General features: G+C 68.3%; 13 protein-coding genes. All 13 read left to right on the top strand.

Translation table 11 applies throughout. From position 1 onward, the window contains the following. Positions 1 to 86: 86 nt before the first annotated feature. Positions 87 to 1,070, top strand: a complete 984-nt coding sequence (locus AB0K08_RS05160) for a glycosyl transferase family 1 (protein WP_363352347.1) — start codon at positions 87 to 89, stop codon at positions 1,068 to 1,070. A gap of 50 nt (positions 1,071 to 1,120) precedes the next feature. After that, on the top strand, positions 1,121 to 2,224 hold the full coding sequence (locus AB0K08_RS05155) for a DegT/DnrJ/EryC1/StrS family aminotransferase (RefSeq protein ID WP_363352345.1): 1,104 nt from the start codon (positions 1,121 to 1,123) through the stop codon (positions 2,222 to 2,224). Positions 2,225 to 2,644: 420 nt separating this feature from the next. Beyond that, the gene (gene glmU / locus AB0K08_RS05150) at positions 2,645 to 4,150 is read left to right on the top strand and encodes a bifunctional UDP-N-acetylglucosamine diphosphorylase/glucosamine-1-phosphate N-acetyltransferase GlmU (RefSeq protein ID WP_363352343.1); all 1,506 of its coding nucleotides are present in this window, start codon (positions 2,645 to 2,647) and stop codon (positions 4,148 to 4,150) included. A gap of 76 nt (positions 4,151 to 4,226) precedes the next feature. After that, the gene (locus AB0K08_RS05145) at positions 4,227 to 5,207 is read left to right on the top strand and encodes a ribose-phosphate diphosphokinase (protein ID WP_363352341.1); all 981 of its coding nucleotides are present in this window, start codon (positions 4,227 to 4,229) and stop codon (positions 5,205 to 5,207) included. 41 nt (positions 5,208 to 5,248) lie between these two features. Further along, a complete protein-coding gene (gene galE / locus AB0K08_RS05140) occupies positions 5,249 to 6,223 on the top strand; it encodes a UDP-glucose 4-epimerase GalE (protein WP_363352339.1) in 975 nt (324 codons plus the stop codon). Positions 6,224 to 6,646: 423 nt separating this feature from the next. Then, positions 6,647 to 7,651, top strand: a complete 1,005-nt coding sequence (locus AB0K08_RS05135; protein ID WP_363352337.1) for a glycosyltransferase family 2 protein — start codon at positions 6,647 to 6,649, stop codon at positions 7,649 to 7,651. Beyond that, on the top strand, positions 7,648 to 8,640 hold the full coding sequence (locus tag AB0K08_RS05130; RefSeq protein ID WP_363352335.1) for a glycosyltransferase: 993 nt from the start codon (positions 7,648 to 7,650) through the stop codon (positions 8,638 to 8,640). The genes AB0K08_RS05135 and AB0K08_RS05130 overlap by 4 nt, the downstream gene beginning before the upstream one ends. Then, entirely contained in the window at positions 8,633 to 9,901 is a 1,269-nt protein-coding gene (locus AB0K08_RS05125; RefSeq protein ID WP_363352333.1) for a hypothetical protein, read from the top strand. Before AB0K08_RS05130 ends, AB0K08_RS05125 begins: the two co-directional genes overlap by 8 nt. A 1-nt stretch (position 9,902) precedes the next feature. After that, positions 9,903 to 11,786: a hypothetical protein gene (locus AB0K08_RS05120; protein WP_363352331.1), complete on the top strand. Its 1,884-nt coding sequence runs from the start codon at positions 9,903 to 9,905 to the stop codon at positions 11,784 to 11,786. A 5-nt stretch (positions 11,787 to 11,791) separates the two neighbouring features. Next, positions 11,792 to 12,187, top strand: coding sequence for a hypothetical protein (locus AB0K08_RS05115; protein WP_363352329.1), 396 nt, complete (start codon positions 11,792 to 11,794; stop codon positions 12,185 to 12,187). After that, the gene (locus tag AB0K08_RS05110) at positions 12,169 to 12,369 is read left to right on the top strand and encodes a hypothetical protein (protein WP_363352327.1); all 201 of its coding nucleotides are present in this window, start codon (positions 12,169 to 12,171) and stop codon (positions 12,367 to 12,369) included. Before AB0K08_RS05115 ends, AB0K08_RS05110 begins: the two co-directional genes overlap by 19 nt. Continuing rightward, entirely contained in the window at positions 12,366 to 13,511 is a 1,146-nt protein-coding gene (locus tag AB0K08_RS05105) for a glycosyltransferase family 4 protein (protein WP_363352325.1), read from the top strand. Before AB0K08_RS05110 ends, AB0K08_RS05105 begins: the two co-directional genes overlap by 4 nt. After that, positions 13,508 to 16,724, top strand: a 3,217-nt coding sequence (locus AB0K08_RS05100; protein ID WP_363352323.1) for a PQQ-dependent sugar dehydrogenase, incomplete at its 3' end; no start/stop codon positions are given. The genes AB0K08_RS05105 and AB0K08_RS05100, both read left to right, overlap by 4 nt.

Raw genomic sequence — 16,724 nt, 5'->3', positions numbered from 1 at the left:
CGGGTGTCCTCGCCGAGGTCCTGCGGGACACGGACCTGGAGTGGCACCAGGCTCCGGACGCTCCGGGTCTGGCCTGGACGCGGCGGATGGAGGAAGTGGTCCGCTCGCGGCGCATCGACATGATTCACGCCTATGAGTGGAGGCCCTGCCTCCAAGCGGCTTTCAGCAGCGGACGCCGGATCCCGCTGCTGATGAACGTGATGTCCACAGACGTCCCCCGGTTCCTGCCTACCCACCTGCCGATCATTGTCGGAACCCCGGAGCTCCAGCAGCGGATGGAGGCTCAGGGACGCAGGGCCCACCTGCTCGAACCTTCAGTGGATATGGAGCATTATCGGACCACCGACATAGCTGCAGCCAGAGCTGGATTCGGTATTCCACAGGGCGCCCTGGTCATCTCGATGGTCTCGATGCTGACTACGGCCCACGGGAACGTCCAAAGCGCTCTCGAGGCCATCCGGGTGGTGGACCGAATGGCCTTCAGCTGGCCTGTCCGTTTGCTCGTCGCCGGCGGCGGCGAGGGGCTGGAGGCGGTCCGCCAAGGGGCAGCCGCCGTCAACGCGCACCATGGGTGGACCGTGGTGCAGCCACTCGGCTTCCAGTTGGACAGTTCCCCGGTCTATGAGGCCGCAGACATCGTCCTCGGCAGGGGCTCTTCCGCGCTCAAAGGCCTGGCTCACGCCAAGCCACTCATGGTGCACGGCGAGTCCGGCTTCTGGAGGCTCGTCGACGAGGAAACCTCGGAGGGCTTCCTGCATGGCGGTTGGTACGGACGGGGCGGTGAAGGGGACCGGGACCTGACGCGCGGCCTGGAGGCCCTGGCCGGGTCACTGAAGCGCCGCACCCGACTAGGGGCTTACGGACGCCACCTCGTGGCCACCCGTTTCGACCTCGAGCGGGCGGCCGAACGGTTGGCTTCGATTTACGTGGACACCGCTCTGGGCCGCTGCGATCTCAACACCATGGTCCGCTCACTGGTTCGGTCCGCTGCCGGAAGCGCGAGATACCTCACCTCCACTCGCCTCGGGTCCGCGTTGTACCGCGATCGGTCTGTCCCAGCCGTCGCATGATCCTCAACACCGTGACCGACCGGTCGGTGGACTCTGTGCAGGTCCCCTCCGTGGACCTCGGGGCCCAGCAACACGAGATCGGCGAGGAGGTCAGGGCCGGCCTGTGTCGGGTCTTCGACGCCGCATCCTTCATTGGCGGTCCGGATGTGCAGGCCTTCGAGCGCGAGTTCGCCTCCTTCACCGACGTCTCGCATTGTGTGGGAACGAACAACGGCACGGACGCTCTCGAACTGGCTCTGCGGGCTTCGGGAGTCACCGTGGGGGGACAAGTCATTCTCCCCGCCAACAGCCCCATGGCGACGTTCGAAGCTGTGCTCCGCATCGGGGCCCTACCACTCCCGGTGGACGTCGATTCGCGGTACCTGCTGATCGACCCGGAGGCAGCGGCCGCGGCTGTCACCGGACGCACGCAGGCCCTACTGCCCGTCCACCTTTATGGACAGACCGCATTCGTGGAGAGGATCCGTCCTCTGGCCGAGCGAGTCGGGGCGGTGATCGTCGAAGACGCGTCCCAGTCTCAGGGTTCGTTCCGGCACGGGCGCATGGCCGGCAGCCTGGGTTTGGCGGCCGGGACCAGCTTCTCCCCGCACCGGAACCTCGGCGCCGCCGGAGACGCCGGCGCCGTGATGTCCAACGATGCCGGCCTTGCGGCCCGAGTGCGCGTTCTAGGTGACAGCGGCAGTCACCAGACGTGTCGGAACGGCGAGACTGATAAAGGGGCCCGAATGGACACCGTCCAGGCTGTCGTCTTGCGGGCCTCGTTGGCCAGGCTGGAGCGGTGGAACGGACTCCGGAGAGCTGCAGCGGACCGGTATGCCGAGCTGCTGCGTCCAATGGCAGTATCCGGGATGGTGTGGCTACCGTCAGAGGCACCGGGCAACTACCACGTGTGGCACCTGTATACGGTTCAGGTGGAGAACCGGGACCGGGTGCTGACCGATCTCCATGAGGCTGGGATCGGAGCGGGAGCACCCCATCTGGTCCGTCGGACCGAAGCGCACGAGGCACTGGGACCGGGCTGCGGATTCTTCCCCGTGGCAGAGGCTGCTACGGATCGGCTGCTGTCCCTGCCGATCTTCCCGCACATCACGGCGGAGCAGCAGGAGCGCGTGGTCAAGGTGCTGGCCCGCTCATTGATGATCATAGGGAGGTGACCCTCAGTCGATGAGCATGAGGCTATTGCAGCCGCTCACTCAGAAAGGGCGGCTGTTAAGCGAAAACCACAATGCATGGCCGATCCCATCAGTGAATGGGTTCTGCGGTTCATCCGGCTACACCGATTCCCTGCCCGCCCGACACTGGCAGTTCATTCTGGCGCAGGTGCCGTTAGTTGCCGGGCAACGACTTCGGCAAACCCGTCGTCGTGACAAAGGCCGCGTGGTACTGAGAACCCAGCAATTGGACTTCTTCGAACGTGGCATCAGCTCGGGCCTCGGCGATCTCACGGCTACCCAGCGGAATCGTGGGGGCGTCCCGGTTCGGCCCGCTCCCACCCGACGGTCTAGACTGGCCCGCGGCGGTTAACCACCTCTTGGTGCGCCACTACCGGACGATCGAAGCAGGAGCGCAGATCCTTGACCGAATCCCCCGTGACACCCGCAGAGCCGGCAGGACCGGCGGCCCCGGCCGCAGTCATCGTCCTCGCCGCCGGAGCGGGCACCCGGATGAAGTCCAAGACCCCGAAGATCCTGCATCCGATCGGCGGGGCGTCCATGATCGGCCACGCGCTCGCCTCCGCGGCCGGTCTGAACCCCCGGGAGCTGGTGGCGGTGGTCCGGCACCAGCGGGACCTGGTGGCCGATCACATCCTCTCCCTGGCTGAGACCCTCGGCACCACCCCGGTCATCGCGGACCAGGACGAGGTGCCGGGCACCGGCCGCGCCGTGCAGTGCGGGCTCGAGGCCCTCGCCACCGCACCGGCCACCGGCACCGTCGTGGTCACCTACGGGGACGTGCCCCTGCTGACCACCGAGCTGCTGGCCGAACTCGTCACCACCCATGAGGCCGACTCCAACGCCGTCACGGTGCTGACCGCCCTGCTCGAGGACCCCACCGGCTACGGCCGCATCCTGCGGGACACGGACGGCTCCGTGGCCGGGATCGTGGAGCACAAGGACGCCACGGACGCCCAGCGGCAGGTCAACGAGGTCAACTCCGGCATCTACGCCTTCGACGGCGCCGTGCTGAACGCCGCCCTGGCCCAGGTCACCACGGACAACGCCCAGGGCGAGATGTACCTCACCGACGTCCTGCAGATCGCCCGCGCCGCCGGCGGCCGCGTCGCGGCGGTCACCACCACGGACCAGTGGCAGGTGGAGGGCGCCAACGACCGCGTCCAGCTGCAGGCCCTCGGCGCGGAGATGAACCGCCGCACCCTGGACCGCCACATGCGCGCGGGCACCTCCATCCAGGATCCCGCCACCACGTGGATCGACTCCACCGTGACCTTGGAGCCGGACACCACCATCCTGCCCAACACCCACCTGCAGGGCTCCACGCACATCGCCGAGGACGCCGTCATCGGCCCGGACACCACGCTGGTGGACACCCGGGTCGGCGTCGGCGCCACCGTCACCCGCACCCAGGCCAGCGGGGCCGAGATCGGCGACCGGGCCGCCGTCGGGCCCTTCACCTACATCCGCCCGGGCACCGTGCTGGGCGAGCAGGGCAAGATCGGCGCGTTCTACGAGACCAAGAACACGGTGATCGGCCGCGGCTCCAAGCTCTCCCACCTCGGGTACGCCGGGGACGCGGAGATCGGTGAGCACACGAACATCGGCTGCGGCAACATCACCGCCAACTACGACGGCGTGGCCAAGCATCGCACCGTGATCGGCAGCCACGTGCGCACCTCCTCCAACACCGTGTTCATCGCCCCGGTGAGCGTGGGGGACGGGGCCTACACCGGTGCCGGCGCCGTGGTCCGCAAGGACGTCCCGGCCGGCGCGCTGGCCCTGACCGTCGCTCCGCAGCGCAACGCCGAGGGCTGGGTCGAGGACCGCCGCCCCGGTTCCCCGGCCGCCGAGGCCGCCGCCCAGGCGCGCCTGCAGAACAACCCCCAGCCCGACGACGGCGCCTGAGCCGGGCGCCCACCTCACCTTTCCCCTCTCTCCAGTCCCCACCGGCCGGCCACCCACCAAGAATCAGGAAGTACACATGAACGAGATCACCCAGCACAGCGAGAAGAAGCTGGTTCTGGCCGCCGGCCGGGCACACCCCGAGTTGGCGGCCCAGGTGGCTGATGAGCTCGGCACCGAGCTGCTGCCGATGAGCGCCTATGACTTCGCCAACGGGGAGATCTACGTCCGCTCGGCCGAGTCCGTGCGCGGCAAGGACATCTTCGTCCTGCAGTCCCACCCGGCGCCGCTGAACAACCACCTCATGGAGCAGATGCTCATGCTGGACTCGTTCAAGCGCGCCTCCGCCAAGCGGATCACCGTGGTCTCGCCGTTCTACCCCTACGCCCGTCAGGACAAGAAAGGCCGCGGCCGCGAGCCGATCTCCGCCCGCCTCGTCGCGGACATGTACCGGACCGCCGGCGCCGACCGCATCATGAGCGTGGATCTGCACACCGCCCAGATCCAGGGCTTCTTCGACGGCCCGGTGGACCACCTGTTCGCCGTGCCGCTGCTGAGCGACTACATCCGGGGCAAGACCGCGGGCGAGGACCTCACGGTGGTCTCCCCGGACACCGGCCGCGTGCGGGTGGCCGAGCAGTGGGCCGAGCGCCTGGGTGGCGCCCCGCTGGCCTTCGTGCACAAGTCCCGGGACCTCACCATGCCGAACCAGGCCGTGTCCAAGCAGGTCGTCGGCGAGGTCGAGGGCCGCACCTGTGTGCTGATCGATGACATGATCGACACCGGCGGCACCATCGCCGGGGCCGTGCGCGTGCTCAAGGAGGCCGGCGCCAAGGACGTCATCATCGCCGCCACCCACGCCGTGTTCTCCGACCCGGCCGCCCAGCGCCTGGCCGAGTCCGACGCCCGCGAGGTGGTGGTCACCAACACCCTGCCGATCCCGGCGGAGAAGCAGTTCGAGTCCCTGACCGTGCTGTCCATCGCGCCGCTTCTGGCCCGGGCCATCCGCGAGGTCTTCGAGGACGGGTCCGTCACCAGCCTGTTCGACGGCAACTCCTGAGCCAGCCAGTCTCGGGCCCGCACTGTCCCTAGACTGCTCCTATGACGTGGATGGTGACCGGCGGGGCCGGCTATATAGGTGCGCACGTGGTGGAGGCCTTCCGAGAGGTCGGCCTGGACACGGTGGTGGTGGACAACCTTTCCAGTGGGCACCCCAGTTTCGTGCCGAAAGACGTTCCCCTCATCCGCGCGGATCTGAATGACCGGGCCGCGCTGGAAGGCGCCTTCGCCGCGCAGGAGGTAGCCGGCGTCGTGCATATCGCCGGGTACAAGTATGCGGGGGAGTCCGTGCGGAAGCCGCTACGGACCTACCGGGACAATGTCACCGGGATGGTGGGCCTCTTGGAGGCGATGGAGGGTGCTGGGGTGGGGAACCTGGTCTTCTCCTCCTCGGCGGCGACCTTCGGCACGCCGGACACAGAGGTGGTGACCGAGGCCAGTGCCACGGTGCCGGAGTCGCCCTACGGGGAGACGAAGCTGATCGGTGAGTGGCTGCTGGCGGACCAGGCGCGAGCGGTGGGTCTGCGGCACACCTCCTTGCGATACTTCAACGTGGTGGGTTCGGGAACCGACCGCATCACGGACACAAGCCCGCACAACCTCTTCCCCCTGGTGTTCGACGCGCTGGTCGCCGGGAAAATCCCGCACATCAACGGCGGGGACTACCCGACCCCTGACGGCACCTGTGTGCGGGACTACATCCACGTGGCGGACCTCGCCGAGGCGCATGTGGCGGCAGCCCGACGGCTGGAGGCGGGGGAGTCCGTGGAGTCAGTTTACAACCTGGGGTCCGGGACGGGAACGTCCGTCCGCGAGATCATGGACGCCATGGCCGAGGTGACCGGGATCGAGTTCACCCCCGAGGTGAAGGATCGTCGGCCGGGGGATCCGGCGCGGATCGTGGCCGAGGGGTCACTGGCCGCACGGGATCTTGACTGGACCATGCGGCACTCGGTGCACGACATGGTGGCCTCGGCATGGAGTGCACGGCGGGCCTGGGACCGCTCACGAAGCTGACACGGGTACCTCGCCCGTTGGAACGTCGGCGCTGGGTACAGACAGTCTCGCGAATGTAGTGTCAGCCGCACTGGCACTCCCCTGAGGACCGCGACCACCATGGGGCCGCATGAGACGTGTTCCGGGAAATCCCCGTCACGTGTGTTCCGCAGCGGTGCACCGCTACCCGTCCCTTCGTGAACCGTACCTGCGGAGCACTGGTTTCGACCCGGGGCGCCTGTCACGCTGGGCACGGCAGTCAGCGACGGTGCCCCAGCGTCGCGGGCGGTGCCCTTGAGGCAATGTGCCCGTGGCTTCTGCGTAGCCGAGACGGCCGGGTACGCGGCCCTCACGGAAAATCGAGTAGGAGTTTACCTACGGTACCCTCCGAGCCGCGACCTAGGCTCCTCATCATCAGACAGGCAGCACGGAGACGTTGCTGGAATGGTGATCTCACTCGGGGGTATTGGAATGTATACGAATGGGCAGAGCCACAGTATTTCCGTGGTGGTTCCTACATTCAACGAGGCGGACAACGTGGGACACGTTCTGTCCTCTCTGCCAGATGGAATCGACGAGGTGATTCTCGTCGACGGGCATTCGCAGGACGACACCGTAGAGGTGGCCAGGGAGGCCAGACCAGATATCCGGGTCGTCTTCCAAGCGCGGCGTGGCAAGGGGAATGCCATGGTCGCCGGCTTCTATTCGGCGGTCGGGGACAGAATCGTCGCCATAGACGCCGACGGGTCAATGGAACCGGCCGAGATCCCCCGCTACCTGCAGGCGATGGACGAGGGCGCGCACTACGTCCGCGGCAGCCGATTCATGGACGACGGCGGAAGTACCGACATCACCCCACTGCGCAATGTCGGCAACCAGGCGCTGAACTACCTCGCCAACGCGATGTGCAGGACCAGGTACACCGATCTCTGCTACGGCTTCGTGGCGTTCCGGCGATCAATCCTGGACCTGATGCGCTTTCCCGATCCGTTCAACAAGCATCTCGGCAGGGTGTGGGGAGATGGCTTCGAGATCGAGACGCTGATGGCCATCCGCGCAGCCAAAGCGGGTCTCCGGGTCGCCGAGGTACCAAGCTTTGAAGCGGATCGGATGAACGGCGTGAGCAATCTGAACACGTTCCGGGACGGCGCGAGGTGCCTGAAGACCCTGATCGCTGAGGGTATCGCTCCGCGGACTATGTCGCGCATCCCCGACGTCGCTCCCATCCCGTCGTTCAGTACCACTGGAACCCAAGCCATCCGGGACGAGGCGACCGCCGGCAGCCACATCCCCGACGTCGTCCCGAGCCCGTTGCTCGGTTCGTCCGGGATTCCCGCCGTCGGCGATGAGTCGGGCGGCGCCGGGCACTGGCAGCGGATCTCCGAGGGATCGGCCGGGGCCTTCCGAAACGAGAGCGGGATCACCGAGCCGACTGGTCGGACCCTATGATGCCCGACGCCCCGGGGGTCGGCGAGGGGGTCAGCGTCGTTGTCTGCGCCTTCACGGAAGGACGGTGGGAGGAGCTGAGCGCCGCGCTCACCTCGCTGGGCAGGCAGTCTCTGGTGCCGGAGGATGTGGTGCTGGTCATCGACCATAACGAGGCCCTGTACGAACGATCGGCGGCGGCCTTCGAAGGGGTCACGGTCGTCCGCAACGCGGAGCAGAAGGGCCTCTCGGGTGCCCGCAACACCGGTGTCAGTGCGGCCCGTGGGAGCATCGTGCTGTTCCTGGACGACGACGCCACGGCAGACCACGGTTGGGTGGAGAACATGGTGGCGCCGCTGGAGGACCCAGACGTCGTGGGGGTCGGCGGGTTCGTGCTCCCCGCGTGGGCCGGAGGGAACGCCCCGTCGTGGTTTCCCGAGGAGTTCCACTGGGTCGTGGGGTGCAGCTACCGGGGACTCCCTCCCCATCGAGCGAAGATCCGCAACCCCATCGGCGCCGCCATGGCGTTCCGGGCCGAAAGCCTGAAGGCGTGTGGCGGGTTCGCCAGCGAGCTCGGACGGGTCGGTGACAAGCCGGTGGGGTGCGAGGAGACCGACCTGGCGCTTCGGATCGCGGCGGCGCAGCCGCAGAGTCGGGTGGTCTTGGCGCGCGACGCCGTGGTCCACCACTCGGTGCCGCAACAGCGCCAGACGGCCGACTACTTCTTCCGCCGTTGCTACTGGGAAGGCGTGAGCAAGGCGGTACTTGCCCGCCGACTCGGTACAGGTGCGTCGACAGGACTCTCGGACGAACGTAACCACGCCCTGCGCACGTTGCCGCAGGGGATGGCCTCGGCCATGGCCGAGGCCTGGACGCGGCGCTCACCCTCTACCGTACTGCGGGCGGCCAGCATCGCACTGGGGCTTGCCGTGACGGCCGGCGGCTACGCGATGGGCAGCCTGCAGGGAGCCGGGTCGGGTGGCCGCATTCGGGGTGAAGCAGCACATGCCTGAGACCGGCACCGTGCAGGTGGGCCGGGGACGGCGCCGTCAGGTCCCCGGCCCCTCCGAATGGAACAGCCCGGTGGTGCGGGGCGCGATGGCCCTGACGATCAACAGCGTCGTGAGCGCCGTCCTGGGCCTGGTCTTCTGGATCCTGGCCGCGCGCCTGCTGCCCGTGGAACAGATCGGTCTGGGGATGGCGACGGTCGCCACCATCACCACTGTGGCCAACCTGGGCCAGCTGAACCTCTACCAGACCGCCGGCATCCTGCTGTCCGGCGGTCAGGGATCACGGCGACGGGTGCTGGACCTGTCCGGCCTCGTCATCGCCGCGACCCTGCTCCTCGGCACCGGCGCAGCCCTCCTCTGGGCATTGACACGTCTGGGCGACGACCTGGTGACCACCGGAGCGCTCTTCGTGGCCTGCGCCGTGGCCTGGGCACTGTACTCCCTGAAGGACGGCCTCCTGGTGGGGTTGCGGGGGTTTGCATCCGTCCCGATGCTGAACACGCTCTATGGGGTGCTCAAGGTCGGGGTCCTCATCCTGCTGGCCGCTGCCTGGGGTGCCCAGTCGATCGTGGCGGCCACCTTCGTGCCTGTACTCGTCATCCTGCCCGTCGCCGTCTGGGTGATCTTCCGGCGGGCCCCGGAGACCGGGTCACCGGCGGCACCTCTCCATGCGGTGGACCGGAAGTTCATCGGAGTCGACTATCTCGGCTTCGTCTGCCTGCAGCTGTCCACCACCCTGCTCCCGCTCCTGATCCTCAGCTGGGCTGGTCCCCACGCTGCCGGGGTCTTCGCCGTCGTCTGGCTGCTGGTGGTCATGCTGGACACCCTGGCGCACAACGCCGGCATCCCCCTGGCCTCGGAGGCGGCACGTGCGCCGCACCGGGCCCGACGCCTGTCCGGGATCGTCTCCCGGTGGGCGTTCGTGCTGGTCGCGGCGGCGGTGGCGGCCACCCTGCTCCTGGCCGACGTGATCCTCGGATTCTACGGCGAGGTCTACGCCGACGAGGGGGCAACTGCACTGCGGATCTTTGCCCTGGCCACCCTGGCACGGTGCTACACGGTGCTGACGATGGCCGTGATCCGTGCCGCACGGCGTGCGGCAGTCGCCTCGTCCATCGAGGCGCTCCACCTGGTGGTGCTGCTTTCCGCGGCTGCCTACTCGGTACCCTCCCATGGGGTGACGGGCATGGCCTGGGCCTGGCTCGCCGCCCAGCTGGTCACGGCGGTGGCCTGCTGGTTCGCCCGACCGAAGGGAGGGCAGTGACATGTTGGATACCCCCGTGCGACAGATCCGCACCGTCCAGCAGCCCACGTGGTGGCGCGACGACCGCGGGCGGCCACGAGCGGTCGTGGTCTTCACCGCCGTGACGGTGCTGATGGCCCTGGTGCACCTGCTGGTCTCCGCGGCCGTCGGTGTCGGCGAGCTCGAGCCGTACGGTCTCATCCATTCGGTCCCGGTCACCCTCTACCTCTCCGTGGCGGCCTGTGCGGTGGGCATCGTGGTGCTGCTGAAGGCCGGCCGTGAGCATCCGTGGCTGTGGGGTGTCACGGTGGCCGCCCTGGTGGTGGTGCTCCACGGGACGGCCGGTGTCCTCGAGGGATGGACTCGGTTTCCCACGGCCTGGCTGCACGCCGGCTATACGGAGTCGGTCATGTCCACGGGGGAGGTCTCGCCGGAGATCGGCGCCAGGTTCAGCTGGCCGGCCTTCTTCACGGCGACCGCGTCCGTCTTCGCCGGCAACGGTGCGACCGTCCCGGAGGCAGCCCTGCGCTGGTCCTCGGTCTTCTTCCAGCTGGCCTACTTGGCCCCGTTGCACGTGGTGGCCCGCCACCTCTGCGCATCTTGGCGCACCACGTGGCTGGCGCTGGTCCTCTTCGCCTTCACCAACTGGGTGGGCCAGGACTACTTCGCCCCTCAGGCCTGGGCCTTCCTGCTGAGCCTGTGCGTGCTGGCCGCCGCGTTGCGCACCCTGTCCCGCCCGCCGCGGCTGCTGAGCCTGCGGTGGCCGTGGGGGAACCGCCGCGCCGCCGGCGCGGGGGGATCCGCAGCCGACCATCCGGCGGAGGCACCCGCGGCGGCACGGGGTGCGGGTGCCGCACCGGCCGTCGTCGTGACCCGGCGCCGACTGAACGCTGTCCCGCGGGAACCCACGGGCCAGATCGCGGCGGTGCTGTTCATCACCCTGTTGGCGGCCGCCCTGGCGGCCAGCCACCAGCTGACGCCGTACGTGTTGGCACTCCAGCTGGGCGTGCTGTGGGGCATCCGCCGCCTGAATTCGTGGACGGTGCCCGTGCTCGTGCTGCTGATGGCACTGCTGTGGACCTCGTGGGGGGCCGTCGACTTCTGGATCTCCCACCTGGACGACATGTTCGGCAGCGTGGGCGAACCCAGCAGTGTCATCCACTCTTCCGTCGCCACGGAGGCGCAGACCTCTATGGAGCACACCGTCGTGGTGCAGCTGCGCATGCTCTATGCGGGACTGCTGGGGGCGGGGGCCCTGGTGGGGATGGTCCGGCTGGTCCGCAGGAGCGGCGGCGTCGACCTGACCGTCCCCGCCCTGGCGGTGGCCCCGGTGGCTCTGGTCTTCCTTCAGGACTACGGCGGCGAGGTCCTGTTGAGGGTCTTCCTCTACGCGACGCCGTTCATCGCGATCCTGATGGCCCACGCCTTCATCCCGGGGACACTGCTGAACCGGGCCTCGACCGTGTCCCTCGTGGCCATCCTGATCCTGGCCACGCCCCTGCTCCTCGTGGCGAAGTACGGCAACGAGTCGTTCGAGCGGATCACTCCGGCGGACGTCGACCTGGGGGAGTGCCTGTATGACGCGGCGCCTCCGGGCTCCGAGATCCACTCGGTGACTCCTCACCTGGCCTGGCAGTTCACCGACGTCGAGGAGCATGCCCACGTCACCCACAACTCCCAGGAGTTCGACACCCCGGACGTCGCCACGCTGGCGTGGCGGCTTCCCACGGGCGAGGAGAGTTTCGTCGTGGCCAGCAGAATGCAGGCCACGTACGTGGAGCGTGTCCTGGGCGGGCCTGAGGGGTGGGGCGCCGAGATGCAGCGCGACATGGCCGTGGACGACCGCTTCGTCCGGGTCTGCCAGAACGAGGTGGGATCCGTGTATCGATTCTCCGGAGAGAGGTAGAGGAGATGGACCTGAAGACCCTCAAGGGTTCGGCGGTGGCGATCGCCTCGTCCGAGACCGCTGTCCGCAGGCTCTTGATGGGCGTGCTGACCGGCTGGGGCCTGCTGGTGACCGTGCTGTTGGCATGGGGCGGGACCGGCGGGCTCGCCGTGTGGCTGACGGCACCGTTCGCGCTGTTCGCCGTGGGCCTCGGCCTGGTGGTCGTCGTCTTCTGGGAGGCCGAGACCGCCTTCCGACTCACCGTCGTCCTCGGCGGCGGGCTGGCGTCGGTGACCGTCATCAGCCAGGGGCTCATGCTGGCGGGTGCCTTCGACCCGGTGGCCGTCGTGGGCGTCCAGACCGGCGTGCTGATGCTCCTGTGGGTGGGGAAGGAGTGGGCGACGTGGTCGACGAGATCCTGATGAGTCCACTGGCGTTCGTGGTGTGCCTGCTGGCGCTGCCCCTGTTGGTGGTGGCCTCGATCGCCTCCCTTCCGCGCAGTCCGTGGAGCTCCGTCGCAGGTCGTCTGCGCCTGTCGGCGGCCGCGGCCGTCGGACTGGCGATGATCGTGGTGGCGGCACGATTTATCGTGGTGGGCGTATGACCCGCATCACGCACGTCAACCTCGGCGGGGCGAGCTCGGCCGCCGACGGCATCGGCAGCGTCGTCGAGAGTCTCCGCCGCGAACAGGGTTCGCGGGGAGAAGAGGTCCTGGTCCTCGGCCCCGGGTCCGGTGCGGACCGGGGGTCCATCGGCCGCACCTGTTCGGCGGCCGTCCGGCAGCTGTCCGCATTCGGGCCGGACATCGTGCACTTCCACTCGGTGTTCCGCCCCGTCCACGCCCTGTTGGCGGCCTGGTGCCGCCGCAGCGGCCTGCCGTACGTGGTGTCCCCGCATTCCGCCTTCGCGGCGGCCGCGCTGCGACGTGACCCGCTGCGAAAGAGGTTCTGGATCCGCACCGTCGACGGGCCGATGCTGCACGGGGCCTCCGGGGTGATCTGCCTGACCCCGCAGGAGCGGACGGAGGTCCTGGACGCCGTGCCGGGCGTCGGCACGCACGTCGTCCCGAACCTGGTGCCCGGCATCGAACGGCCCGTGGTCAGGACCAGGCCGGCTTCGACACGGCATGCCCGGCGACAGAGGATCGTCACGCTCGCGCGCTACGACGTCTACCAGAAGGGCCTGGACCGGATCTCCGCGGTGGCAGCACTTCTTCCGGACGTGGACTTCGTGGTGCACGGGACGTTCGACGGCAACGATCCAGCGGGAGCCAGGGAACTGATCCGGGTGTCCCCACCGAACCTTGCCTTCCCCGGGATCGTGACCGGTGCCGAGAAGTCCCGTGTCCTGGCCGAGGCCGACCTCTACCTCCAGCCGTCTCGCTGGGAGGGAATGTCGGTGGCGGTGCTGGAGGCCATGCGTGCGGGGGTCCCCTGTGCGGTGTCACCCGAGGTGGCCCTGACGCTCGGGGACGGGGCCGAGACGGTCACGGTGGTTCCGGATGAACCAGGTCAGGCTGCCGAGTCGGTCACCCGTCTGCTCGGGGACCCCGAGATGAGATGCGACCACGCCCGAGACGCCCAACGCTGGGCCGAACGGATGACCGATCCGGACCATGTCATCGCGGCATTGCACCAGGCCTACGAACTCGGAGAGACGGTCCCGGGCAGAGGGCGGTCGAACACACGTCGGAGCGGGGCGGTCTCCACCACCACCGTCCGCATCGAGAGGAGCCCGCAGCAATGAATAGGTCAAGGCCTGACGGAGTCGGGTTCTGGAGGAGACGGACGGCCGCCCTGCGGGTCGGGGCGCTCGCCACGGCATCGGCGATGCTCGCCACCCTGTTGATCGTCCTGCCGCAGCCGCCGTCGGCGCAGGCGGCGTTGACCAGCATGCCCACGGGATTCGTGGACGAACTGGTGGTCGGCGAGCTGCCTTATCCTACGGCCATGGCCTTCACCCCGGAGGGCGACCTCTTCGTCGCGCTGAAGTCCGGGGAGGTCCACGTGGTGGACGATGGCGACCTGCGTCCGGAACCGTTCATCGACATCTCCGAGATCGTCCACGACAACGACGATCGTGGACTGTTGGGATTGACGATCCACCCCGAGTTCCCGGCGGAGCCGTACGTGTACCTCCTCTACACCTATGATCCGCCCGGTGTGACGCAGGACCAGGGCTGGCCGGTCGCCGGACGCGTCTCACGGTTGGAACGCTTCACCGCCGACCCCGACCATGGGTACCTGCGTGCCGTCCCCGGTTCCGGATTGGTCCTCGCCGGAACCAACAGCACCCGGGAGAACATCGGCAACGAGAACGATGGACGTGACCCTGCTACGGTCTCCTGCATGACCGGGGGGACCCTGGCGGGGGACCCCATCGATGACTGTCTGGCCTCGGATGAGAACTCCCACACCATCGGAAGCGTGGCCTTCGACAACCAGGGCAACCTGCTGTTCACCAACGGTGACGGTGCCAACTACAACTCACCGGACCCCCGCGCCCTGCAGGCCCAGAACCTGGACTCACTGTCCGGGAAGGTGCTGCGCATCGACCCGCTGACCGGTGCCGGGGTGCCGGACAACCCGTTCTACGACGAGTCGGACGCGCACTCCAACCGCTCCAAGGTCTGGTCCTACGGATTGCGCAATCCGTTCCGCATGGCGATCCACCCCGGAACCGGGACCCCGTGGATCGGCGATGTGGGGTGGGGGACCTGGGAGGAGATCAACCACGGCAAGGGGGCCAACTTCGGCTGGCCCTGCTATGAGGGTGGGGTGGTGGAGGGCACCGAGGGTGCCAATACCGTCAGCCACCAGCAGGGCACCTATGCCACCAACCAGGCGACGTTCGAGGGCTGTGGCGAACTCTATGCTGAGGGCCTGGAGGCCGTCGTCGCCCCCGTGTACAGCTACGACCACTCCGCCGGCGGTGCCTCGGCGAATGCGGGAGCCTTCTACGGTGGGGAGTACTATCCGGAGGAGTACCGCGGCGCACTGTTCATCACGGACTACGACCGACGGTGGATCCGCACCCTGCACTTTGACGATGCAGGTGAGATCACAGACGTCGAGGACTTCGCAGCGGTCTCGGACACGGGCTCTGGCCCGGTCCAGATCCTCTCGGGACCGGACTCGAACATCTACTGGGTGAAGTACTCCAGCAACGGCGGCGAGATCCGTAGGATCCGCTATGCGGGCCAGGGCAACTTCCCGCCGGTGGCACTCGCCAGCGCCTCGGCGACGAGCGGGACCGTGCCGCTGACGGTGGAGTTCACCGGTGCCGGTTCCTACGACCCCGACGGGGACGACCTGAGCTTCAGCTGGGACTTCGGTGACGGGAGCGAACTCAGCACCGAGATGTCGCCCACCCACGTGTACGAGAGCAGTGGGGTGCACACGGCGGAGTTGACGGTCACGGACAACAGTCCCGAGCAGAACTCGTCCACCACGACGGTGATCATCAGCGCCGGGACCGATCCGCCCATGGCATCCGTCGACCCCCTGCCGGAGTCCTACAAGGTCGGGGACATCGTGACGTTCAGAGGGGGAGGCACCGCCCTCGGGGATCCGATCCCCGCGACGGACCACCGGTGGGAGATCCGACTCTGGCACAACACCCATATGCACTACGTCACCCCGGAATGGGCTGCCGACCCAGAGGATCCCCTGAAGAGCACCGGGACCTTCGAGGTGGACGAGCACGGCGACGAGACCTGGTACGAGGTCTGCCTGACCGTGACCGGCCCCTCGGGCCTGGAGGACGTAGCCTGTGAGGAGACCGTGCCAGACCGGATCGAGTATCAGGTCAACACGCAACCGGCCGGGCTCGCGGTCAGCTACGAGGATGAGGGGCTCCAGGTCCTGGGGCCAGCGACCATCCGGCCCGTGCGTGACTCGCATCAGACGTTGTCGGTGGCGCCGATCCAGAGCCGACGGACGTTCGTGGGCTGGAGCGATGGTGAGACCTCCCGGTCGCGGAGTTTCGTGGCGGGGACGGAACCCCGCGGCTTCACCGCCCTGTACGAGAACCTGGCGCCCACGATCGAGATCGAGGCATCGGGGGCGGCAACAGGGCCCGCACCGTACGAGGCGAATCTCAGCGCCACGGTGGTGGACCCCGAGAACGACGAGCTGACGGTGACCTGGTCCGACGGGGACATCGAGCTGGGGACCGGACGGAACCTCGTCCACGTCTTCGACGAGCCGGGCACCCATGAGGTCACCGCAGTGGTCACCGACTCGCTCGGTGCCGAGGCCGTCGACACGATCCAGGTGCACGTGGGCGCGGCACTGACGCTCCCGAGCCCTTGGCAGACCCGGGCGGTGGGTCCCGTGTACGAGCCCGGGGCCGCGTCGATGGTCGGGGACACCCTGGACCTCAGCGTCGGCGGACGGGACATCTGGGGCGGTGGCGACGAGTTCCGCTACGTCTACCACCCCGTGGAGGGGGACTTCTCCCTCACCGGGCGGATCGCCGGGTTGGAGGCCCCCGACAGCTGGGCGAAGGCCGGCATCATGCTCCGGGACGGCTTGGACGCCTCGGCCCCGAACCTGGCGGTCGTGGTCAACGGCGCGGGGGACAGTCATGTCCAACAGAGGGCCGAGGCCGGGGGAGACACCACGGTCCTGAGTTCCGGTCCAGCGGACCACGGCTGGATGCGGTTGGCGAGGTCCGGGAACGTCGTGACCGCCGCGGTGTCCGACGACGGGAACGACTGGCAGGACCTGGCCCCGGAGATCTGGGTGCCGGAGCCCGAGCAGTATCTGGGCTTCGTGCTGTCCGCCCATGGCGGCTATCCGCCGGCGACGGCACAGATCCGCGACATCTCCGGTGACGCCGTCCCGACGGATCCTGATCCGGTGGTGGAGTCCGGGTGGGTGTCGGAGATGCCGTTGCTGGATGTGGTGAATGGTCATGGACCGGTGGAGCTGGATTCCTCGAATGGTGAGGATGCCG

The organism is Citricoccus sp. NPDC055426, from assembly GCF_040677445.1.
Classification (GTDB): domain Bacteria; phylum Actinomycetota; class Actinomycetes; order Actinomycetales; family Micrococcaceae; genus Citricoccus.
Note: the sequence above shows the minus strand (reverse complement) of the source record. Positions and strands in the feature narration are given on the sequence as shown.

Coding starts and splice junctions, on each gene's coding strand:
- AB0K08_RS05135 (WP_363352337.1), top strand. CDS start 6,647: ATGGTGATCTCACTCGGGGGTATTGGAATGTATACGAATGGGCAGAGC.
- AB0K08_RS05130 (WP_363352335.1), top strand. CDS start 7,648: ATGATGCCCGACGCCCCGGGGGTCGGCGAGGGGGTCAGCGTCGTTGTC.
- AB0K08_RS05120 (WP_363352331.1), top strand. CDS start 9,903: ATGTTGGATACCCCCGTGCGACAGATCCGCACCGTCCAGCAGCCCACG.
- galE (WP_363352339.1), top strand. CDS start 5,249: ATGACGTGGATGGTGACCGGCGGGGCCGGCTATATAGGTGCGCACGTG.
- AB0K08_RS05105 (WP_363352325.1), top strand. CDS start 12,366: ATGACCCGCATCACGCACGTCAACCTCGGCGGGGCGAGCTCGGCCGCC.
- AB0K08_RS05160 (WP_363352347.1), top strand. CDS start 87: ATGGAGGAAGTGGTCCGCTCGCGGCGCATCGACATGATTCACGCCTAT.
- AB0K08_RS05145 (WP_363352341.1), top strand. CDS start 4,227: ATGAACGAGATCACCCAGCACAGCGAGAAGAAGCTGGTTCTGGCCGCC.
- AB0K08_RS05125 (WP_363352333.1), top strand. CDS start 8,633: ATGCCTGAGACCGGCACCGTGCAGGTGGGCCGGGGACGGCGCCGTCAG.
- AB0K08_RS05115 (WP_363352329.1), top strand. CDS start 11,792: ATGGACCTGAAGACCCTCAAGGGTTCGGCGGTGGCGATCGCCTCGTCC.